Below are 22,735 nucleotides of genomic sequence, written 5' to 3'. Positions count from 1 at the left end.
TAAATAGTATGGAAATCAAATTTACAATTAAACAAGTTGTTGCTGTCGGAATTGGCGCTGCCCTCTTTGTCGTCATCGGGATGATCAATATTCCGACCCCTGTTCCCAATACAAGCATCCAGCTTCAGTATGCGGTACAAGCGCTACTTTCTATTATTTTTGGACCGATTATCGGTTTGCTTGTCGGGTTGATTGGTCATGCAATCAAGGACTCTCTTGCTGGATATGGTCTGTGGTGGACTTGGATTATCGCTAGCGGACTCTTTGGTCTAGTTGTGGGACTTTTTAGAAAGTACGTTCGTGTAATCAATGGTGTCTTTGACTGGAAAGATATTCTTATTTTTAACCTCATTCAACTACTTGCAAATGCTCTTGTTTGGGGTGTTTTGGCACCACTTGGAGATGTTGTGATTTATCAAGAAGCGGCAGAAAAAGTATTTGCCCAAGGGATTGTTGCGGGAATTGCTAATGGTGTATCTGTAGCTATTGCAGGAACTCTTCTCTTGCTTGCCTATGCAGGAACTCAAACTCGTGCAGGAAGTTTGAAAAAGGACTAAAATGATGGGGAAGGCTGGGCAACCAGTCTTTTTCAATGTTTATTGATTAGTTAGGCAAGTAAGCTAGGATAGGAATCTTTTTGGCGCTAAGTTTTTAAGAGAAGAGTCTGCAAGAAGGGTTCGATTTATGATAAAATAGAAGTCTAAGAAGCGAATGAAGAGAGTAAGATGAAAGAAGCTATAATTGAGTGGAAGGATTTCTCTTTCCGGTATGAAACGCAACAAGAACCAACCTTGCAAGGGGTGGACTTGACCATTTATAAGGGAGAGAAAGTCTTAATTGTTGGGCCATCTGGGTCAGGTAAGTCTACCTTGGGTCAATGTTTGAATGGAATTATTCCCAATATTTACAAGGGTCAGATGTCTGGAGAATTTTTGATCAAGGGGCAAGCAGCCTTTGATATGAGCATCTACGATAAATCTCATCTGGTCAGTACAGTTTTGCAGGATACAGATGGGCAGTTTATCGGCCTGTCCGTGGCAGAGGATTTGGCTTTTGCTCTGGAAAATGACGTGACAGCTCTAGATGAGATGAAAAATCGTGTTCATAAATGGGCTGAAAAGCTGGACCTTCTTGATTTACTAGCTCAGCGACCTCAGGATTTGTCTGGTGGACAAAAGCAGCGAGTCAGTCTGGCTGGTGTCTTGATTGATGAAAGTCCGATTCTCTTGTTTGATGAGCCACTCGCCAATCTAGATCCCAAGTCAGGTCAGGATATTATCGAATTGATTGACCAGATTCATAAGGAAGAGGGGACGACGACCCTTATTATTGAGCACCGTTTGGAGGATGTTCTGCATCGCCCTGTGGATCGGATTGTCTTGATAAACGATGGCCGTATCCTCTTTAATGGGAGTCCTGACCAACTACTGGCGACTGATTTATTGACTCAAAATGGAATCCGGGAACCGCTTTATCTAACCACTCTCCGTCAATTGGGTGTGGATTTAGTCAAGGAAGAACAATTAGCGAATCTGGATAATTTGTCTATCTCAAAAGGCCAGATTCAGTTGCGGACGGAACTGGTAAAAGAAACCCCAGAATTGCAGTCACTCTTTAAATTAGAGGACGTGTCTTTTTCTTATGATGATAGACCGATTTTAAAATCCCTACATTTAGATATTAAAAAGGGCGAAAAGATTGCCATTGTCGGGAAAAATGGAGCAGGGAAATCAACTCTAGCCAAGGCCTTAAGTAGATTTATCCAGACAGAAGGTTCTTACCTTTGGGAAGACCAGGATATCAAAGGAGATTCTGTTGCAGAGCGGGCGGAACGAGTAGGCTATGTGCTGCAAAATCCCAATCAAATGATTTCAACCAATATGATTTTTGATGAGGTGGCTCTGGGGCTCCGTTTGCGAGGTGTGGATAAGAAGGAAATTGAAACGAAAGTCTATAAAACCTTGAAAATCTGCGGTCTTTTTGAATTCCGTAATTGGCCTATTTCTGCCCTGTCATTTGGTCAGAAAAAACGTGTGACTATTGCATCGATTTTGGTCTTAGGGGCTGAAATTATCCTCTTAGATGAACCGACAGCAGGTCAAGACCAGAAGAACTATACTGAGATTATGGAATTTCTCGAAGAGTTGCATCAAAAAGGTCATACCATTGTCATGATTACGCATGATATGCAATTGATGCTGGATTATTCAGACCGAGCCCTTGTCATGGTGGATGGGGAACTGATTGCCGATACCGATCCAGCTAGTCTGTTGAGCAATCCTGAGCTGTTAATAAAAGCCAATCTAAAAGAAACTTCAATCTTCAACTTGGCTAAAAAACTAGACGTGGATCCACTTGCTTTAACGGCATTTTACAAAGAAAGGAGAGAAGGATGCAAGCTAAATTAATCGGTTACCAGCATAGAGATACTGTGATTCATCGCTTGTCAGGAGCTGGGAAACTCCTCTTTTTCATTCTCGTATCATTGGCGGCCATGATTAGCTATGATACCAGATTGCTTGTTCTAATTGCCATCTTTTCGGTCTTTCTCCTCTATTTGTCAGAAATCCGTTTTAAAGATGTTTCCTTTGTAGCCGTTTTTGCGACGGTATTTGCCGTTTTAAACGTCTTGATGGTCTATCTCTTTTCTCCCGAGTATGGGGTGGGACTTTACGGAGAGAGAAGTGTGATTTGGCAGGGAATCGGTGCCTACACTCTGACCAGCCAAGAACTCTTTTATTTGCTAAATTTAGCCATTAAGTACCTTTGCACCATTCCTCTGGCTATTATCTTTTTGATGACAACCCACCCTAGTCAGTTTGCTTCCAGTTTAAATCAAATTGGTGTGACTTACAAGATTGCCTATTCAGTCAGCCTGACCTTGCGCTATATTCCAGATTTGCAGGAAGAATTCTTTACTATCAAGATGTCTCAGGAGGCGCGTGGGATGGAATTATCCAAGAAAGCTTCTCTTATGCAACGAATCAAAGGCAATCTGCGCATTATTACACCCTTGATTTTTAGCTCGCTAGAACGCATTGATACCATCGCTACCGCCATGGAGCTTCGACGCTTTGGGAAAGAGAAAAAACGCACTTGGTATAGTTATCAGGCTTTGAAAAAAGATGATTATCTTACCTTGCTCTTGGCAACCTTGTTTTTAGTAGCTAGTTTACTACTTATCTTGCAAAATCAGGGACGATTTTACAACCCTTGGAAATAGCTTGAAAAAATTGAAAAAATCAAGTCGTTTCTATTGACAATGATTCTGAAAGTGTTATACTAAGAAAGTAGTTTCGCTGATTTACTTCAAACCTGTTGTGAGGTAAGTTAACGATGCCTTAACCACGCTGTTTGCTGAGCTTGACTCCGGGCAGTGTGGCTATTTTTTTGCAATGGTGAAAGGAAGCAAGTCATGACAAATCACATTGTATTATTTGAACCTCAAATTCCACAAAATACAGGCAATATCGCGCGTACTTGCGCTGCGACCAATTCTCCCCTCCACATCATCAAGCCAATGGGCTTTCCTATTGACGACCGCAAGATGAAGCGAGCTGGATTGGATTATTGGGATAAACTAGAGATTTATTTTTACGAGAGTTTGGAAGATTTTATGTCTCAGATGAAGGGAAGACTCTATCTGATTTCTAAATTCGCTGAGAAAGTGTATTCTGAGGTGGATTTATCGACTGACGAAGACCATTATTTTCTATTTGGACGTGAAGACAAGGGCTTGCCTGAGAACTTTATGCGAGAACATCCTGAGAAAGCTCTCCGTATTCCCATGAATGATGAACATGTCCGCAGTCTCAATGTGTCTAATACCGTCTGCATGATTGTCTATGAGGCTCTCCGCCAGCAGAACTTTGCAGGTCTTGAGCTCGTTCATACCTATGAAGCAGATAAATTGAAATAAAAAATGAAAATGAAAATGAACAAAATGCTTGCGCTTGCAAGCGTTTTTTGTTATGATAAAAGAGTCTTCAGGGCAGGGTGTGATTCCCGACCGGCGGTGACTTTAACTAGGAAATGATCTTTTCCTTTTATACTTTGTTGACAAGCTTTGCCTAACCAGAAGTTATGCCTACAGCTTGTCGCCTAGTCTAAAAGAAAAATCTCTATTTCCTTCTCTTTAAAGAAGTCCGCGAGCGCAAGCTGATGTGGTGAGATTCCACAACCGACAGTATAGTCTGGATGGGAGAAGACGAAAGAATAGCTTTGTCTGTTCTGATAGATTTATAGCTAAACTGTAACCGCTTGCTTGAATTTCCTTAATAGAGTGAGAGGGAACTTTTGGGATATAAAAAGTGAGAATAGATAGAGGAATCCTTTCTAACTTCTTCTGATTTTATAGAAAATTGGAGGAACCTGTTATGACAAACACACGTCGACTTTCGACCATTGCGATTTTATCAGCCATCTCATTTGTGCTGATGTACTTTGACTTTCCGCTTTTACCAGCGGCGTCCTTCCTCAAGATCGAATTTAGTATCTTGCCAGTCCTTGTGGGCTTGGTGGTCATGGATTTGCCTGCTGCTCTAGGAATTCTCTTGCTTCGCTCACTCTTGAAATTGCTTCTTAATAGCCAGGGAGTGAATACTTACATTGGTTTGCCAATGAATATCGTAGCTTTGGGAGTTTTTGTCATCGTCTTTGCATTGATTTGGAAAAAGGAACGGACAACCCTTCGTTTCCTACTAGGCTCTCTAGCTGGAACTATTGGTTTAACCGTGGCTATGTTGGTTCTCAACTATGTTTACGCTGTTCCTTTGTACGCTAAGTTTGCTAACTTTGATATTGGAAAAATTTTGGGACTTTCCAACTACCTAATGACCATGGTATTACCTTTTAACTTGATTGAGGGTGTAATCTTTTCCGTTTCATTCTGGTTGTTGTATGTCCTTTTGAAACCAACCTTAAAACATTATGAGAGATAAACAAACATTTTTAATGAAGGGCAGTTTTGCCCTTTTACTTTTCGTTATTCTTGGCTATATGGTCAAATTTTACCCTGAAACGCTGGTCGGTTTTGACCAACCGATACAGACTGCCGTTCGAGGAGACTTGCCAGATTACTTGACTATTCTTTTTAGGGCCATCACACGCTTGATTGATATTCCAGTGATTATCACTTGGGTTGTCATTACAGCTTTTGTCTTTTATCGTAAGCGGTGGAAGATAGAAAGTTTCTTCATGCTGGGAAATCTGGCTTTGGCAGCTCTTTTAATCGTGACCTTTAAAAATATCTACCAGCGCCCACGACCAGCTATTTTACACTTGGTTGAGGAGAAGGGATTTTCCTTTCCAAGCGGCCATTCTCTGGCTGTAACCTTGATGGTCGGTTCTCTGATTGTCATTCTCAGTCAACGGATTAAAAATCCAGTCTGGATAAAAATCGTACAAATCGTCCTAGGCCTCTACCTAGTCAGTGTGTTGGTATCAAGGGTCTATCTGGGAGTTCATTACCCATCAGATGTCCTTGCCAGTCTCTGTGTCGGCTTGGGAGTCTTGTTTATCGAGTTTCCCTTTTATGATAAGCTCCGCTTCCAATGGCGATTTAAAGGTAAGCAGAAGTGAGTATCAAATTCCTTTGAGGAGAAAGAAATGAGAGTCAATATAGCAGATCTTCATCCGACTCAACTATACTTATCAGAAAAGAAACTAGCAGGCATCCAGACACTTTATCAGTCGGTAGAACTAAACAATGTTGATCCAATTAGTATTCTTGCATTTGGAAATTGCTTGTTGATTACAGATGGACATCACAGGGCTTATCAGGCTTTATTGGCAGGTCGGGATACGATTTCTGCTGAGTGGGATAGAGATGGTGGTGACGAACTATATCATCTTTATGCGCAAGCTTGTGAGGAAAGAAAGATTTACTCTGTTCTGGATTTGAAAAATCATATCTTAGCTCAAGATGAGTATGAAGCAAAATGGTATAACTGGTGTGATGGTTTTAATCAAGCAGCAACTCTCTTATTGAAAAGGAAAGCAGATGAAACGGATTTTACAAATAGATAATGCACTGCGTCTTGTTCCTTATTATAAGGTCAATCATTGTGAAGAAGCTTTTGCTTGGTATCAGGATGTGAACTTGGTTCACCTCGTAGATGGTGTGAAGAGACCTTATAGTCAAGAAACTTTGGAAGCTATGTATTCCCATTTGGATCAGCATGGTGAACTTTTTTGGATTGAAGTCAAGGAGAAGGGAGAATGGTTTCCAATTGGGGATGTTACACTATCTCAGGATAATCTCCCCATTGTGATTGGGAATTCCGCTTATCAACATCGAGGACTTGGAAAAAAGATTCTAAGTGCTTTGATTGAATTGGCTCGAGTAAAAGGATGGAAAGAATTGAGAGTCAAGGAAATCTACACCTACAATCATGCTTCTAGGAGGTGTTTCAAGTCGCTTGGATTTGTGGAAAATGGAGCAACAGAAAAAGGAATGAGTTTTATACTGAAATTAATCTAATCTAACTTGTTTTTTAACTAAAAATCTGATAAACTAAGTAGTAATTGAATAGAAATCCGCAAGACTAGTAGCCTAAGGGAAGTATATCAGGGAGGAGAGCCGTGACTGTAAGCTCTCTATATGAAAGCTGGGTGAATTCACTTGTGCATGGATTTAGAAATGAAGGTCTGACTTGTCAGATGAAAACGGATGGTACCGCGTGTCAACGCTCCGAGTGGAGTTTTTGGCATGTGGTTTTCTTTTTATCTACGAGCGACTGATGGAGGAATTATGTCAACTATTGAAGAACAATTAAAAGCGCTTCGCGAAGAAACGCTGGCTAGCTTGAAGCAGATTACTGCTGAAAATGAAAAAGAGATGCAAGATTTGCGTGTCTCTGTCCTAGGGAAAAAGGGTTCGCTTACTGAAATTCTCAAAGGGATGAAAGATGTCTCTGCTGAGATGCGTCCAATCATTGGGAAACACGTCAATGAAGCTCGTGATGTATTGACAGCTGCTTTTGAAGAAACAGCTAAGCTATTGGAAGAAAAGAAAGTCGCGGCTCAACTGGCTAGCGAGACTATCGATGTGACGCTTCCAGGTCGTCCTGTTGCGACTGGTCACCGTCATGTCCTCACACAAACCAGTGAAGAAATCGAAGATATTTTCATTGGGATGGGTTACCAAGTCGTGGATGGTTTTGAAGTAGAGCAAGACTACTATAACTTTGAACGTATGAACCTTCCAAAAGACCACCCAGCCCGTGATATGCAGGACACTTTCTATATCACAGAAGAAATCTTACTCCGTACTCACACATCTCCAGTTCAAGCGCGTGCTATGGATGCCCATGATTTCTCTAAAGGTCCTTTGAAAATGATCTCACCAGGGCGTGTGTTCCGTCGTGATACGGACGATGCGACCCACAGTCACCAGTTCCACCAAATCGAAGGTTTGGTTGTTGGGAAAAATATCTCTATGGCTGATCTTCAAGGAACCCTTCAGTTGATTGTGCAAAAAATGTTCGGTGAAGAGCGTCAGATCCGTCTGCGTCCATCTTACTTCCCATTCACAGAGCCATCTGTTGAGGTGGATGTTTCTTGCTTCAAGTGTGGTGGAGAAGGCTGTAACGTATGTAAGAAAACAGGTTGGATCGAAATTATGGGGGCCGGTATGGTTCACCCACGAGTCCTTGAGATGAGTGGTATTGATGCGACTGTTTACTCTGGATTTGCCTTTGGTCTTGGACAAGAGCGTGTAGCCATGCTCCGTTACGGAATCAACGATATCCGTGGATTCTACCAAGGAGATGTTCGCTTCTCAGAACAGTTTAAATAATGATTAGAAAAGTAGAAATGGCAGATGTTGAGGTGTTGGCTGAAATTGCCAAACAAACCTTTCGTGAAACATTTGCGCATGATAATACGGAAGAGCAGTTACAGGAATACTTTGAAGAGACTTATAGTCTGAAAACTTTGTCAACTGAGTTGGAAAATCCTGACTCTGAAACCTATTTCATTATGAATGAAGAGGAGATAGCTGGTTTTCTCAAAGTCAACTGGGGAAGTGCTCAAACTGAGAGAGAATTAGAGGAGGCTTTTGAAATTCAACGCCTCTATGTGCTACAAAAATTCCAAGGATTTGGACTTGGTAAGCAGCTTTTTGAATTTGCTCTGGAGCTTGCTACAAAAAATAGTTTTTCTTGGGCTTGGCTAGGTGTTTGGGAGCATAATACAAAAGCTCAAGCGTTTTATAATCGATATGGTTTTGAAAAATTTAGCCAACATCATTTTATGGTTGGTCAAAAAGTAGATACGGATTGGTTACTGAGAAAGAAATTAAGGTAAGAAGATGATTCTTCTATTGAAATGATAGGAAAGGAAAAGAACTAGAGTGGCAACTGTCATTCTGGAAAACTAAATTATGCTTGTATCTTATAAATGGTTAAAAGAATTGGTGGACATTGATGTGCCATCACAAGAGTTGGCTGAAAAAATGTCAACTACAGGGATCGAGGTAGAAGGTGTCGAATCACCTGCTGCTGGTCTCTCAAAAATTGTCGTCGGTGAGGTCTTGTCTTGCGAAGATGTGCCAGAAACTCACCTCCATGTTTGTCAGGTTAACGTTGGCGAAGAAGAAGCCCGTCAAATCATCTGTGGTGCCCCAAATGTGCGTGCAGGCATCAAGGTTATGGTAGCTCTTCCAGGAGCTCGTATCGCTGACAACTACAAGATCAAAAAAGGGAAAATCCGCGGTCTTGAGTCACTTGGGATGATCTGTTCGCTTGGCGAATTGGGAATTTCTGACTCAGTTGTGCCTAAGGAATTCGCAGATGGCATCCAAATCTTGCCAGAAAATGCCGTTCCTGGAGATGAAGTCTTCTCATATCTAGACTTGGATGATGAAATCATCGAACTTTCTATCACACCCAACCGTGCGGATGCCCTTTCTATGCGTGGAGTGGCTCACGAAGTGGCAGCTATCTATGATAAGGCAGTCAACTTTAAAGAATTTACTCTTTCAGAAACAGACCAAGCTGCAGCAGATGCTCTTTCTGTGGGTATTGAGACAGACAAAGCACCTTACTATGCAGCTCGTATCTTGGACAATGTGACCATCGCACCAAGTCCACAATGGTTGCAAAACCTTCTCATGAACGAAGGAATCCGTCCAATCAATAACGTAGTGGACGTGACCAACTACATCCTTCTCTACTTTGGTCAACCAATGCACGCCTTTGACTTGGATACCTTTGAAGGGAGTGACATCCGTGTACGTGAAGCGCGTGCTGGTGAAAAATTGGTGACTTTAGATGGCGAAGAACGTAACTTGGAATCAAGTGACTTAGTCATTACTGTCGCTGACAAGCCAGTAGCCCTTGCAGGTGTCATGGGTGGAGAGGCTACAGAAATCTCTGAGAAATCAAGTCGTGTCGTCCTTGAAGCTGCTGTTTTCAACGGAAAATCAATTCGTAAGACTAGCGGTCGCCTCAATCTTCGTTCTGAGTCATCTTCTCGCTTTGAAAAAGGCATCAATGTGGCAACAGTCAATGAAGCCCTTGATGCGGCAGCTAGCATGATTGCAGAACTTGCTGGTGCGACGGTTCGTAAGGGAATCGTTTCAGCAGGTGAGCTTGATACTTCTGATGTGGAAGTTTCTTCTACCCTTGCTGACGTCAACCGTGTCCTCGGTACAGAGCTTTCCTACGCAGATGTAGAAGATGTATTCCGTCGTCTTGGCTTTGGTCTTTCTGGAAATGCAGACAGCTTTACAGTCAGCGTACCACGTCGTCGTTGGGATATCACAATCGAGGCAGACCTCTTTGAAGAAATCGCTCGTATCTATGGATATGACCGCTTGCCAACCAGCCTTCCAAAAGATGACGGTACAGCTGGTGAATTGACTGCGACACAAAAACTTCGACGTCAAGTTCGTACGATTGCTGAAGGAGCAGGTTTGACAGAAATCATCACCTATGCTCTGACAACTCCTGAAAAAGCAGTAGAGTTCACAGCTCAACCAAGTAACCTTACTGAACTCATGTGGCCAATGACAGTGGATCGTTCAGTCCTCCGTCAAAATATGATTTCTGGTATCCTTGATACCGTTGCCTACAACGTGGCTCGTAAGAACAAAAACTTGGCCCTTTACGAGATTGGAAAAGTCTTTGAACAAACTGGCAATCCAAAAGAAGAACTTCCAAATGAGATTAATAGCTTTGCCTTTGCCTTGACAGGTTTGGTTGCTGAAAAAGATTTCCAAACAGCAGCAGTTCCAGTTGATTTCTTCTATGCTAAAGGAATCCTTGAAGCGCTATTTGCTCGTTTGGGCCTCCAAGTAACTTATACAGCAACATCTGAAATTGCTAGCCTTCATCCAGGTCGTACAGCAGTCATTTCACTCGGTGACCAAGTTCTTGGTTTCCTTGGTCAAGTACACCCAGTTACTGCTAAGGCCTACGATATTCCAGAAACGTATGTGGCTGAGCTCAACCTTTCAGCCATTGAGGCTGCCCTTCAACCTGCTACTCCATTTGTGGAAATCACAAAATTCCCAGCAGTTAGCCGTGACGTTGCCCTCCTTCTCAAGGCAGAAGTGACTCACCAAGAAGTTGTGGACGCGATCCAAGCTGCCGGCGTGAAACGTTTGACAGATATCAAACTCTTTGACGTCTTCTCAGGCGAAAAATTGGGACTTGGTATGAAGTCAATGGCTTATAGCTTGACTTTCCAAAATCCAGAAGACAGCTTAACGGATGAAGAAGTCGCACGCTACATGGAAAAAATCCAAGCATCACTTGAAGAAAAAGTCAATGCAGAAGTGCGTTAAAATATCAATCCATCCTCCGGGGTGGATTTTTTCTTTTCACATAACAATTCAGGATTAAAAATAGACAGTTGAGGAGCAGAGTGGATAAATTAAGTTTACTACTGTATAATGGATTTATCACTAAAAACGCTCCATGCCATATTTTACATAGCATTAGTCTTCTAAAAATGGACAGAAATCATTGTAAAGGCTATCAAAAAGGAGTATAATAAGTGAAAGAAATTTCGGAGGTTAAAGATGCTCGAAGTAAGAAGTCTAGAGAAAAGTTTTGGATCCAAGCAAGTTTTGTTTGGTATTGACTTTCAAGCGCGACCAGGTCGTATTTTGGGACTAGTCGGGAAAAACGGTGCTGGGAAGACAACGATTTTCCACAGTATTTTGAAGTTTTTAGAATACCAAGGAGAAATCAGTCTAGATGGTCAGGATATTCGTCAGGAGACCTATGCTCGGATTGGTTATCTGCCTGAAGAACGCAGTCTTATGCCTAAATTGACAGTCCTTGAGCAAGTTCGCTATTTGGCGACTCTAAAAGGTATGGATGCTAAGGAAATCAAGGAAAAACTTCCTCAATGGATGAAGAGGTTGGAAGTGAAAGGGAAGCTGACTGATAAAATCAAGAGTCTGTCAAAAGGAAATCAGCAGAAGATTCAGCTCATTATTACTCTGATTCATGAACCAGACTTGATTATCTTGGATGAGCCTTTCAGTGGATTGGACCCAGTCAATACAGAATTGCTCAAGCAAGTCATTTTTCAGGAAAAAGAGCGAGGGGCAACCATTATCTTTTCTGACCATGTCATGACCAACGTCGAGGAGCTTTGTGACGATATTCTCATGATTCGAGATGGTCGTGTGGTCTTGCATGGACCAGTTCAGGATGTCCGCAATCAATACGGGAAAACGCGTCTCTTTGTTTCAAGTGAACGAAGCAAGGAAGAATTGGAAAAACTTCCTCATGTTAAACAGGTGAGCTTGACCAAACAAGGCAGTTGGAAATTGATTTTGGAGGATGAGAGTGCTGGAAGGGAACTCTTCCCAATCTTGACTCAAGGGCAATATATTGCAACCTTTGACCAACAAGCGCCAACAATCGATGAAATCTTTAAACTAGAATCAGGGGTGGAAGTATGAGAAATATGTGGGTTGTAATCAAGGAAACCTATCTTCGACATGTCAAATCGTGGAGTTTCTTCTTTATGGTGATTTCGCCGTTCCTCTTTTTAGGAATCTCTGTAGGAATTGCCTATCTCCAAGGTTCTTCTATGGCTAAAAATGATAAAGTGGCAGTAGTGACAACAGTGCCATCTGTAGCAGAAGGACTGAAGAATGTAAATGGTGTTAACTTTGACTATAAAGACGAAGCAAGTGCCAAAGAAGCGATTAAAGATGAAAAATTAAAAGGCTATCTAACTATTGATCAAGAAGATAGTGTTCTAAAGGCAGTTTATCATGGCGAAACATCGCTTGAAAATGGAATTAAATTTGCAGTTACAGGTACACTCAATGAACTGCAAAATCAGCTTAATCGTTCAACGGCCTCCTTGTCTCAAGAGCAGGAAAAACGCTTAGCGCAGACAGTTCAATTCACAGAAAAGATTGATGAAGTCAAGGAAAATAAAAAAATGATTCAAACCTTTGCGGCCGCAGGGCTTGGTCTCTTCCTTTATATGATTTTGATTACCTATGCTAGTGTCACTGCTCAGGAAGTGGCTAGCGAGAAAGGAACCAAAATTATGGAGGTGGTCTTCTCTAGTATCCGAGCTAGTCATTATTTCTACGCTCGCATGCTGGCTCTGCTTCTTGTGATTTTGACCCATATTGGCATTTACGTCGTGGGTGGACTTGCTGCCATTCTTCTCTTTAAAGACCTACCAATCTTGGCACAATCTGGTATTTTAAACCATATAGGAGAGGCTTTCTCGCTCAACACCTTATTGTTTGTCTTGGTTAGCCTCTTTATGTACGTTGTTTTAGCAGCCTTCCTAGGTTCTATGGTTTCTCGCCCTGAGGATTCAGGAAAAGCCCTGTCGCCTTTGATGATTTTGATTATGGGTGGTTTTTTTGGAGTGACAGCTCTAGGTGCAGCTGGTGACAATCTCATCTTGAAGATTGGTTCTTATATTCCCTTTATTTCGACCTTCTTTATGCCATTTAGAACCATTAATGGCTATGCAGGGGGAGTAGAAGCATGGATTTCACTTGCTATTACAGTGATTTTTGCGGTGGTAGCAACAGGATTTATCGGACGCATGTATGCCAGCCTAGTCCTTCAAACGGATGATTTAGGGATTTGGAAAACCTTTAAACGTGCCTTATCTTATAAATAGAAGAGCCTCGCGAAAGCGAGGTTTTTTAGAGATAAAAAGAGTGGAATTAAAACTAAAAATTTTTGTACTTTTCCTTAGACAGTAGATAAATCCTTGATACAACTGGGTTAAAGGCGTAATGTAAACTTTTTGAAAAATGTACTGTCAATCGAAAGTGATTATGTCCCCCAAAAATGGAGATATTGAGGGCAATTATTTTCATTTCATTTGACACGAGGCCCCCTTGAAGCTGTTTTGTTAGCTAAACCAAGACTAGTCTTAGCCTTGGCTCGCCAGCCTAACAGATCCAACCCTCTTATCAAATGAAATCGAGGACTAGCTATCAGCTAGTTGAACCATCTAATTTTTAGGAGAGCTGGGTGGCTAACTTCATTATAGAACTTTATAGAACTTTCAAATCACATTCGAATCACAAAAAGCTGGAAACATTTGTCTAGAGCTATTGACAAAAGTGAAAGAATCAGATAGAATAGTAAAGTATGTTTAGTAACTGATCACTTTATAGCCGGCTAAACGAATACAAAATCTATGAGGAGGTATTCATCGTGAAACGTACTTATCAACCAAGTAAACTTCGTCGTGCGCGCAAACACGGATTCCGTAACCGTATGTCAACTAAAAACGGTCGTCGCGTATTGGCAGCTCGTCGTCGTAAAGGACGCAAAGTTTTGGCTGCATAATCCAAACGAACCATAACAAAAATCAGTAGGAACTCGAGTCTACTGATTTTTATTTTTGTAAAAAAGTTCAAAAGACTTTATATTTTTCCTCAAATGGTGTATAATATTTCACATACTGTAAAAAATGGAGAATAATCATGAAGAAATCAAAAGTTATGCTTTTTGGAGCTATGGCTTTGACAGCAGGTCTAGCTTTAGCAGCGTGTGGGTCTTCCCAATCTAGTAATGCTGAGAAAACCTACTCTTATGTATTTACTAGTAATCCTGATACCTTGGACTACATTACGTCAACACGTGGTTCCACTTCTAGTATCACGACTAACCTGATTGATGGCTTGTTAGAAAATGATAAGTATGGTAATCTCATTCCATCTATGGCTGAGTCATGGACGGTGTCAAAAGATGGTTTGACCTACACTTATAAGATCCGTCAGGGGGCGAAATGGTACACTTCAGAGGGCGAAGAGTATGCGGATGTAACGGCTCATGACTTTGTGACAGGTCTCAAGTATGCAGCTGATAAAAAGGCTGAAAACTTGTACTTGGTTCAAGACTCTATCAAGGGCCTCGCAGACTACGTTGAGGGGGAAACATCTGACTTTGAAACTGTTGGTGTTAAGGCAGTGGATGACTATACTCTTCAATATACTTTGAATAAGCCGGAATCTTACTGGAATTCTAAGACTACTGGGGGCATTTTGAGTCCTGTAAATGAAGCTTTTTTGAAATCTAAGGGAGATGACTTTGGAAGTGTAACACCATCCAGTATCTTGTCAAATGGTCCTTACTTGTTTAAATCTTTCTCATCGAAATCTTTGATTGAATTTGATAAAAATCCTAATTACTGGGATAAGGACAATGTGAAAATTGAGAAAGTGAAGCTCTCTTTCTTTGACGGTTCTGATCAAGATAGTTTAGCGAGAGGATTTTTGGAAGGGAACTACTCGGACGGTCGTATCTTCCCGACAAGTTCAGTGTTTAATCAGTTGAAAAAAGGGAATGAGGACAAAATCACCTACACACCACAAAACTCAATTACATTCTATTATCTTTTTAACGTTAATCGTCAAAGCTACAAGCAGACCATGAAACAGTCTGATAAGGAAAAGACAGATTCACTTGCAGCCATGCAAAATAAGGATTTCCGTCAGGCTGTCAACTTTGCCTTTGACCGTCATGCTTATGCAGCGCAGACAAATGGTGAAGATGGAGCAGACCGTATCTTGCGTAACACGCTTATCCCAAGTGATTTTGTCCAAATCGGTGGTAAAAACTTTGGAGATATTGTCAATGAAAAGATTATTAACTATGGTACAGAGTGGTCGAATATCAATTTGAATGATGCGCAACCTGCCTTTTTGAATGCTGAAAAAGCCAAGGCAGCATTTGCTAAAGCTAAAGAAACCTTGCAAGCAGAAGGCGTGACCTTCCCAATTCATTTGGATATGCCGGTTGACCAGACGGCCAAGTTAGATGTGCAACAAGCAAGTTCCTTTAAGCAGACAGTGGAAGAAACCCTTGGGGCGGACAACGTTGTGATTGACGTGATTCAACTTTCTCCAGACGAGAAGGACCAAGCTACATTCTTTGCAGATACAGCTGAACAAAAGGACTATGACATTGATATTTCAGGTTGGAGCGGAGATTACTCAGATCCGAAAACTTATCTTGATCTCTTGGATCCAGAGTCAGGTTCTCAGCTTAACAATATTGGTTTGACTGCTGGAAAAGATAATGAAGTAAAAGAAAAAATTGGACTTTCTGCTTACAAAAAGTTACTAGATGAAGCAGATAGCGAAGTTGAAAATACTCAGGCTCGTTATGAAAAATTTGCTGAAGTCCAAGCTTGGTTGACTGACAGCGCCCTCTTCCTACCAGTTCAAAGTGGCGGAGCCAACCCAATCTTCCGTAAGACTGTACCGTTTACAGGAGCTTTCTCTTTCGTTGGTCATAAGGGAGATGCTGACAACTACAAATATGTTGAACTGCAAAAAGAGCCGGTAACTGCGAAACAGTACCAAGAACTCTATGAAAAATGGTTAAAAGAAAAAGCTGAGTCAAATAAAAAAGCTCAGGAAGATTTAGCTAACCACATTCAATAATATTCCTAGTCATGCTTTTTAGTTAAGCCTAGTGACAGGATTCAGAAAAAGGCCTTACCAGACGCTTATTGGTTCTGGTAGGGCCTTTTCTTTATTCTTTTGAGTGATAGGAGTAGCTAGCGAAAACGACGTCCTGGTGGCAACGAAGGGCATATTTGAGTTTGAGACTCATCTGATTGTGCAAGATATTTTGCCAAGGTTTATTAGGGAGGAACTGGGGATGAGGACTACTTGTTCAGGTCCGTAGGCTATGGAGGAGAGAGCGTCGCTTGACAACATGGCTAGTGCCTGCATTTTTCCCAGTAGTCCCCCTTCGCCTTCAGTTAATGACTTAAGAGGACGACCGATAAAGGTATGTTTTAATTTTGTAAACATGGTATTTTCCTTTACTGAAAATTTCAATAAGTGCTATTATACTGCTTTGAAAAAATAGCGTCAAGAGATGACAATAGATTTTAGAATATTTTTTACAGGCGAGGAGAGAGGTCAGTTTTTTTGCTATAATAGTAGATAGAAAACGAGGTTAGAAGAGATGATTTTTGATACACATACACACTTGAATGTAGAAGAATTTGCAGGTCGTGAGGCAGAAGAAATTGCCTTGGCTGCTGAGATGGGTGTGACACAGATGAATATTGTTGGTTTTGATAAACCGACGATTGAGCGTGCCTTGGAGTTGGTAGATGAGTATGACCAGCTCTATGCGACTATCGGTTGGCATCCGACAGAAGCAGGGACTTACACGGGGGAGATTGAAGCCTACTTGCTTGATAAGCTCAAGCATCCCAAGGTTATTGCTTTAGGTGAGATTGGTTTGGATTATCATTGGATGACAGCGCCAAAAGAGGTGCAGGAGCAGGTTTTTCGCCGTCAGATTCAGCTATCTAAGGACTTGGATTTGCCTTTTGTTGTTCATACCCGTGATGCGCTGGAGGATACCTATGAGATTATCAAAAGTGAGGGCGTTGGCCCTCGAGGTGGCATTATGCATTCTTTCTCAGGAACTCTTGAATGGGCAGAGAAGTTTGTCGAGCTTGGCATGACCATTTCCTTCTCAGGAGTGGTGACCTTCAAGAAGGCAACCGATATCCAAGAAGTTGCTAGAGAACTTCCTTTGGACAAGATTTTGGTGGAAACGGATGCGCCCTACTTAGCACCTGTACCCAAGCGTGGTCGCGAAAACAAAACAGCCTATACTCGCTATGTAGTAGATTTTATCGCGGATTTGCGTGGCATGACGACCGAGGAGTTATCGGCGGTAACAACTGCAAATGCAGAACGAATTTTTGGATTGGATAGCAAGTAATGAAAGAGAAAATTTCCCAAGTCATCGTGGTTGAAGGGCGTGATGATACGGCCAATCTCAAACGCTATTTCGATGTAGAGACCTATGAGACACGAGGTTCTGCCATCAATGAGCAGGATCTAGAGCGGATTCAGCGCCTGCACCAACGTCATGGAGTCATTGTCTTTACAGACCCAGATTTTAATGGGGAGCGGATTCGTCGCATGATTATGACGGCCATTCCAACAGTTCAGCATGCCTTCCTCAAGCGAGATGAAGCTGTTCCCAAGTCCAAAACCAAGGGGCGGTCTCTGGGAATTGAGCATGCCAACTATGAAGACCTGAAAACGGCTCTCGCTCAGGTGACAGAGCAATTTGAACATGAGAGTCAGTTTGACATCAGTCGTAGCGACTTGATTCGCCTTGGTTTTCTAGCGGGAGCAGATAGTCGTAAGCGACGAGAATATCTAGGAGAGGCTCTCCGAATTGGTTATTCCAACGGTAAGCAACTCCTCAAACGCCTGGAGTTGTTTGGAGTCACCTTGGCAGAAGTGGAAGAAGCTATGAAATCTTATGAGTAGGAAAGATGTAGCCGTTACAATTTTTTAAGTTTCACAGTATTTTTCGAAGTAGGTAGAAGAGGAGGTGTCTGATGTTAATTGGTCAAAAAATTAAAGAGATTCGGATAGAAAAAGGAATTAGTCGTCCAGATTTTTGTGGAGATGAGCAAGAACTGACGGTTCGTCAACTATCGCGAATTGAAAGTGGAGCTTCGCAACCAAGTTTGCCCAAGTTAGACTATATTGCTCGCCGGTTAGGAGTTCCAGCTTATAGCCTTATGCCGGATTTTTCAGCTCTTCCTTCTGCTTATTTAGAATTGAAATACCAGATTTTACGTGAACCAATCTATGGTAAAGAAGAGGAGTACGATAAGAAGGAAGCGTGTTTGGAAGAGATAGAGAACTTGTTTTATGAGCAACTTCCTAGTGAGGAAAAAGTATGGTTTGAAGCTACTAGAGCAACGATAGATGTCATTCGAAGCGGACGACCAGAATATGGGGAAACCGTACTGGACGATTATTTTAAAAGAATTTATGATAAAGAATTGTTTTTGATAAATGAATTAGAAGTCATCAATTTATATTTTGCTATAGTGCTTACAAAGATAAAACAAGGTCAAAATCAAATTGAAGAAATTAACAGAATTCATTCGTTTTTAGTTCGTTTGACAAATCATGTAGAATTGATTGCACCAGAATATCTGTTTGCTTTAAGTAACACTTTGTTTTCGGGTCTAGCCTGTTTGGATAATTTGTCGTCTTATGATTCACTAGAATCTTATATCTTTAGCCTTAATCATATAATGGAAAAAACACAAGATTTCCAGAAGAAGCCAATTATATTAATGTTGGAGTGGAAATTATCTCTAATAATAAACAATGATTATGTTTCTGCCGAACAGTTCTATCAGAAATCGAAGCTATTTGCTGATATAATAGAAAATTCTTATTTAGTTACTATGTTGGAGAAACAATGGCAAGAAGATTTAAAAAAATATTTATAAACATAGTGAATCAGTGACAAAAATGTCCTTGTTCTAGTATTGAAATAGTTCTAAAGTTCGTCTTTAGGACTGTTTTTTTATATATAAGCTAAAAATGACACGAAATGGTTATATTTTAAGGACATTGATGTCCTTTGAGTTTATTTAAGAATAATTTATAATTAATTAAAATGTGAAAGGAGATTACAGTATGAACTTTTTTAGTTTATTTTATTTAGTTACTTGGTGGTTTAAATAAAATTTAGTTATGTCTACTTAGTTTCAAAATAGATTCTTTAGGGCAAAGTGTCAGTTTATTAGGATAGTTATGATAAAAATGTATATTTCGAGGAGAAAATAAAATGAAAAATAAGATTTTAACAAAAACAGCAATTGTTTTAAGTTGCTTTTTAACATTAAGTACTGTTGCTCTCCCATCTGCAACTGCTTTTGCTTCTACATATTCAGTTTCGGATAAAGCAACTCAAGTTTCAAAACGTTCTACGGCAACTAATAGTGAAGGAAAACATATCTACGTAGATAACGGACGTATATTAGAATTTGATAAAGATACTGTTTCGCAAGAGGATATCCAAGCTGCTAAAATGGACAGAGGAAAGTGGTCTTTTTCAGTTACAGCTATTCGAAAAGGTTATAGTAAACTCCCTTCGAATGTTAAAAGATGGATAAATCAATATATAGGATTGAATGGCATATTGAGTACACTAGAACACTTTACTGGTTGGATTGAAGATGGAATCTACCAGGCTTGTAAGCGTGCAGGTATGCCAGATTGGATGGCTTGGACAGTAGCTAAAGCTTTGACCTTGATAGCACTATAGTTTATGAAAAAATTAAAAAAATACCTTCCATTCTTTTTCTGTCTACTATACCTAATACACGGAATACTTGATTTATCAACTTTAAATATTTTAGGTGCAATCTTTAAAATTATAATTAGTACTTTGGGTATAATAGTTACATATCCGTTTTATAAAGAAGGAAACGAATAATTTAAAGAAATAATTCTGTACTCAGTCTTATTTAGTTGTTCTCATAGTAGTAGGAATAATCCGTGTTTACCATTTGCGAGTAATAAACAATAATCCTAAAAAAAGTCTCTGACAACTAGTGATTGATTTTTCTCGGATTAGTTTCACACAATTGTTTATACGAATGATTGGAGATTATGTTAAATTTACTTTGTGGTATTTTGCAATCAGAGTACATCAAATAGGCACCTTTTTATGTGTCCTTCGTTTTATAATAGGGTAAGAATATTTATAAACATAGTGAAACAATGACAATAATGTCCTTGTTCTGGTCTTGAAACAGTTCTAAAGTTCGTCTTTAGAACTGTTTTTTTAGATATAAGCTAAAAATAATATGAAATAGTTAGATTTTAAGGACGTTGATGTCCTTGATAGTGTGATAGAGATGGAGTATAATGACTATAAAAGTTCATTTCAGGGTGCTATTTTGACAATTTAGAGAAAAACAAATAATTTTAGAATATCATTTAGTAATATAATAGTATCAACGTTGATAATGGAAAGAGGAGCAAATAACTCAACAATCTTGTAATCAAAATAGAGGAGTATTAATATGAAACAAACAGTTAAAAAATTAGCCCTTGTAGCGAGCGTTGCAACAACATTAGGTGGAAGAGTGCAGTAGTATCGGCCGCGGTTAAGTATCCAGATGGTGGTGTCTGGACGTATGGTTCAGCTAACGGCAGTGCTTACTCAAACTACTATCACCCGTCAAAATACCATAGTTCAACGGTTTCCAGCAGATGGAATAGTTCATCTGATAAGGGATATGCTGGTGCTGGAGGGACTTCTCGTGCATGGATTCGTACTTCTTGGGGAGAGAAAGTTGCATTCTACTATAATGTTTAGAATGGTATAGCCCTATTGTTTATCTTTACTTGGTCATCTTCTCACTAAGTGACCAAGTAACTTTTTGGAGGAAATGATGAAACGTTTATTTATTTTGATTTCAATGGTATTAGTATCGCTTTATATGGTGATAACTTCCGTTGACCATCGAGAAGAGATTTTATTTGGTAACTATCCTTCTGTTGATGTGACAGGAATGGTAATAAATCAACCAGTAGCTAGTCGCGAAGAGGTGACAGAGGCTTTGAGTCACTTGGCGGTAGAGCAAAATAGTCTCATCGCCCGTCGGATCGTTGAGCCAAATGAAGCTGGAGAAACACGCTTTACCTATGCCACTTATGGTCAGGGAGAGCTTCCAGCAGGTCTGACCATTTCCTCCAAGGAGAGTGCAGAAACGAGTGATTTATTAGGGTCTTACTTGATTGTGTCAGGAAGTTTGGATGGAGTGAGTTTACAGACCACCTTGAAAGAACTTGGTTATCAAGGCTTTGTTTCGAATGGAGAAGATCCATTTTCGATAGTCTTATTATTGGCGGCTACCCCAATGGGACTACTGAGTCTAGCTATTTTTCTGCTGACCTTTATGAGTCTGACCCTGATTTATCGGATCAAGTCCCTTCGTCAAGCAGGGATTCGCTTAATAGCTGGTGAGAGCTTGTTTGGGGTTGCTCTCAGACCGGTGTTAGAAGATGTGAGACAACTTATTTTCTCGGTACTGGTATCCAGTCTTTTGGGCTTGGGGATTCTCTGGTATCAAGGTGCCTTGTTTATGGCAACGGTGCAACTTGTCATCATTGCTCTTCTACTTTATGGATTGACCTTGGCAGGGATTTCTACCTTACTAAGTGTCGTGTATCTACTTGGTTTACAAGAAAATAGTCTGGTGGATCTATTGAAAGGGAAACTCCCTCTCAAACGTATGATGACATTGATGATGGTGGGGCAACTCTTAGCCGTACTGGTGGTCGGATCGAGTGCGACTGCTCTCCTACCCCACTACCGTGAAATGCAGGAAATGGAGAGAGCTAGCGATAAATGGAGTCAGTCCTCAGATCGTTACCGTCTATCCTTTGGTTGGTCTAGTGCATTTGCCGATGAAGAAGGAATGCGTAAGGATAATCGTGAGTGGCAGACATTTACTGAAGAACGGTTAGCCAATACAGACTCTTTTTATATCATGAGCAATGTTGACAATTTCTCAGATGGAGCAGAAGTGGACCTAGATGGCAATCGTCTCAGTGACTACACACCGTCAGGGAATGTTATCTATGTCTCACCGCGCTATCTGATAGAAGAAAAGATTACCGTTTCTTCAGAGTTTATGGACAAGATGCAAAACTTATCTGAGGGAGAGTTTGGGCTGATCTTGCCTGAGAGCTTGCGAGAGCAGTCTGCCTACTACCAAGGATTGTTTACAGATTACCTGCAAAACTTTTCATCTGAAAGTGTAGAAGCGACGAGTCGGAAACACTACCTCCCACAGGTAAGGCTAGCTTTTACAGAAACAGGACAGGAACGCTTCCTCTATAACGATGGGTACAAGACGACACGCCAGTACCTAAAAGATCCGATTATTGTAGTTTTAACGCCGCAAGCGACTGGAACAAGACCTGTTGCAGGAATGTTATGGGGAACTACGGCTAATAGTGCCTTAAAACTAGATCGATATGGAGACAGCATCACCGCTCTAAAAGAGCAAGGCCTGTATCACAAGGTCTCTTACTTGGTAAAAAGCCAGCTATTTTTTGCCAAGGTACTAAATGACAAACGGATGGAGTTTTACTCTCTCCTTATTGGGACTGTTTTGACTCTGTCTACGGCTATTTTGTTATTTGATTCCATGAATCTTCTCTATTTTGAGCAGTTTAGACGGGAGCTTATGATTAAACGTCTTTCTGGTATGACAATTTATGAGCTTCATGGCAAGTACTTACTGGCGCAAGGAGGAGTTCTCTTGCTTGGCCTAATCCTATCTAGTGTTTTGACAGGAGATAGCTTGATTAGCGCTTTAGTTGTAGCTTTATTTACTCTTAACGCCCTCTTGATTTTAGTAAGGCAGGACAAAAAAGAAGAAGCTGGTAGCATGGCAGTATTGAAAGGAAAATAAG

General features: G+C 40.7%; 20 protein-coding genes, 2 pseudogenes and 1 riboswitch. Of the genes and pseudogenes, 21 read left to right on the top strand and 1 reads right to left on the bottom strand.

Features of this window, described 5'->3' with window-relative positions:
• Positions 1 to 8: 8 nt before the first annotated feature.
• The 15 genes from HT732_RS01750 (at position 9) to HT732_RS01680 (ending at position 15,898) form a co-directional block, all read left to right on the top strand.
• Positions 9 to 557 carry an ECF-type riboflavin transporter substrate-binding protein gene (locus HT732_RS01750; protein WP_000403162.1) on the top strand — a complete coding sequence of 183 codons (549 nt, stop codon included), beginning with the start codon at positions 9 to 11 and terminating at the stop codon, positions 555 to 557.
• Between the two features lie 168 nt (positions 558 to 725).
• Entirely contained in the window at positions 726 to 2,408 is a 1,683-nt protein-coding gene (locus tag HT732_RS01745) for an ABC transporter ATP-binding protein (RefSeq protein ID WP_173253761.1), read from the top strand.
• Positions 2,393 to 3,223, top strand: coding sequence for an energy-coupling factor transporter transmembrane component T (locus HT732_RS01740; protein WP_173253760.1), 831 nt, complete (start codon positions 2,393 to 2,395; stop codon positions 3,221 to 3,223). The genes HT732_RS01745 and HT732_RS01740 overlap by 16 nt, the downstream gene beginning before the upstream one ends.
• A gap of 192 nt (positions 3,224 to 3,415) precedes the next feature.
• Positions 3,416 to 3,919, top strand: a complete 504-nt coding sequence (locus HT732_RS01735; RefSeq protein ID WP_173253759.1) for a tRNA (cytidine(34)-2'-O)-methyltransferase — start codon at positions 3,416 to 3,418, stop codon at positions 3,917 to 3,919.
• A 59-nt stretch (positions 3,920 to 3,978) separates the two neighbouring features.
• A riboswitch (FMN riboswitch) is annotated at positions 3,979 to 4,213 on the top strand.
• A 163-nt stretch (positions 4,214 to 4,376) separates the two neighbouring features.
• Entirely contained in the window at positions 4,377 to 4,940 is a 564-nt protein-coding gene (locus HT732_RS01730; RefSeq protein WP_000185823.1) for an ECF transporter S component, read from the top strand.
• On the top strand, positions 4,930 to 5,580 hold the full coding sequence (locus tag HT732_RS01725; protein WP_240155822.1) for a phosphatase PAP2 family protein: 651 nt from the start codon (positions 4,930 to 4,932) through the stop codon (positions 5,578 to 5,580). The genes HT732_RS01730 and HT732_RS01725 overlap by 11 nt, the downstream gene beginning before the upstream one ends.
• Before the next feature lie 27 nt (positions 5,581 to 5,607).
• The gene (locus HT732_RS01720) at positions 5,608 to 6,027 is read left to right on the top strand and encodes a chromosome partitioning protein ParB (protein WP_173253758.1); all 420 of its coding nucleotides are present in this window, start codon (positions 5,608 to 5,610) and stop codon (positions 6,025 to 6,027) included.
• Between the two features lie 4 nt (positions 6,028 to 6,031).
• Positions 6,032 to 6,481: a GNAT family N-acetyltransferase gene (locus tag HT732_RS01715; RefSeq protein WP_025170929.1), complete on the top strand. Its 450-nt coding sequence runs from the start codon at positions 6,032 to 6,034 to the stop codon at positions 6,479 to 6,481.
• Positions 6,482 to 6,751: 270 nt separating this feature from the next.
• Positions 6,752 to 7,798, top strand: coding sequence for a phenylalanine--tRNA ligase subunit alpha (gene pheS / locus HT732_RS01710; RefSeq protein WP_173253857.1), 1,047 nt, complete (start codon positions 6,752 to 6,754; stop codon positions 7,796 to 7,798).
• Positions 7,798 to 8,307 carry an N-acetyltransferase gene (locus HT732_RS01705; RefSeq protein WP_173253757.1) on the top strand — a complete coding sequence of 170 codons (510 nt, stop codon included), beginning with the start codon at positions 7,798 to 7,800 and terminating at the stop codon, positions 8,305 to 8,307. Before pheS ends, HT732_RS01705 begins: the two co-directional genes overlap by 1 nt.
• Before the next feature lie 76 nt (positions 8,308 to 8,383).
• On the top strand, positions 8,384 to 10,789 hold the full coding sequence (pheT, locus tag HT732_RS01700) for a phenylalanine--tRNA ligase subunit beta (RefSeq protein WP_173253756.1): 2,406 nt from the start codon (positions 8,384 to 8,386) through the stop codon (positions 10,787 to 10,789).
• A 237-nt stretch (positions 10,790 to 11,026) separates the two neighbouring features.
• Positions 11,027 to 11,920 carry an ABC transporter ATP-binding protein gene (locus tag HT732_RS01695; RefSeq protein ID WP_049533850.1) on the top strand — a complete coding sequence of 298 codons (894 nt, stop codon included), beginning with the start codon at positions 11,027 to 11,029 and terminating at the stop codon, positions 11,918 to 11,920.
• Complete coding sequence (locus tag HT732_RS01690; RefSeq protein ID WP_173253755.1) at positions 11,917 to 13,116, top strand: ABC transporter permease; 1,200 nt, start codon at positions 11,917 to 11,919, stop codon at positions 13,114 to 13,116. Before HT732_RS01695 ends, HT732_RS01690 begins: the two co-directional genes overlap by 4 nt.
• Before the next feature lie 545 nt (positions 13,117 to 13,661).
• Entirely contained in the window at positions 13,662 to 13,796 is a 135-nt protein-coding gene (gene rpmH, locus HT732_RS01685; RefSeq protein ID WP_000831905.1) for a 50S ribosomal protein L34, read from the top strand.
• A gap of 137 nt (positions 13,797 to 13,933) precedes the next feature.
• Positions 13,934 to 15,898, top strand: coding sequence for a peptide ABC transporter substrate-binding protein (locus HT732_RS01680; RefSeq protein ID WP_173253754.1), 1,965 nt, complete (start codon positions 13,934 to 13,936; stop codon positions 15,896 to 15,898).
• A gap of 219 nt (positions 15,899 to 16,117) precedes the next feature.
• Here HT732_RS01680 and HT732_RS01675 read toward each other — a convergent pair.
• Positions 16,118 to 16,273 (bottom strand): annotated as a pseudogene (locus tag HT732_RS01675) (amino acid permease); the annotation flags it as partial.
• 157 nt (positions 16,274 to 16,430) lie between these two features.
• On the opposite strand from HT732_RS01675, the gene HT732_RS01670 reads away from it, so the two are divergent.
• From HT732_RS01670 to HT732_RS01645, 6 genes and pseudogenes are all read left to right on the top strand, one after another.
• Complete coding sequence (locus HT732_RS01670; protein WP_173253752.1) at positions 16,431 to 17,204, top strand: TatD family hydrolase; 774 nt, start codon at positions 16,431 to 16,433, stop codon at positions 17,202 to 17,204.
• Entirely contained in the window at positions 17,204 to 17,764 is a 561-nt protein-coding gene (rnmV, locus tag HT732_RS01665) for a ribonuclease M5 (RefSeq protein WP_173253751.1), read from the top strand. The genes HT732_RS01670 and rnmV overlap by 1 nt, the downstream gene beginning before the upstream one ends.
• Positions 17,765 to 17,835: 71 nt before the next feature.
• Positions 17,836 to 18,747: an XRE family transcriptional regulator gene (locus tag HT732_RS01660; RefSeq protein WP_173253750.1), complete on the top strand. Its 912-nt coding sequence runs from the start codon at positions 17,836 to 17,838 to the stop codon at positions 18,745 to 18,747.
• 341 nt (positions 18,748 to 19,088) lie between these two features.
• Positions 19,089 to 19,568, top strand: a complete 480-nt coding sequence (locus HT732_RS01655) for a hypothetical protein (protein WP_173253749.1) — start codon at positions 19,089 to 19,091, stop codon at positions 19,566 to 19,568.
• Positions 19,569 to 20,331: 763 nt separating this feature from the next.
• A pseudogene (locus HT732_RS01650) lies at positions 20,332 to 20,627 on the top strand (lactococcin 972 family bacteriocin).
• 76 nt (positions 20,628 to 20,703) lie between these two features.
• Complete coding sequence (locus HT732_RS01645) at positions 20,704 to 22,734, top strand: bacteriocin-associated integral membrane family protein (protein ID WP_173253748.1); 2,031 nt, start codon at positions 20,704 to 20,706, stop codon at positions 22,732 to 22,734.
• Position 22,735 lies beyond the last annotated feature (1 nt).

It is taken from the genome of Streptococcus sp. 5346 (assembly GCF_013277455.1).
Lineage (GTDB): Bacteria > Bacillota > Bacilli > Lactobacillales > Streptococcaceae > Streptococcus.
The sequence above is the reverse complement of the archived record's forward strand: the minus strand, read 5'-3'. Positions and strand labels throughout refer to the sequence as shown.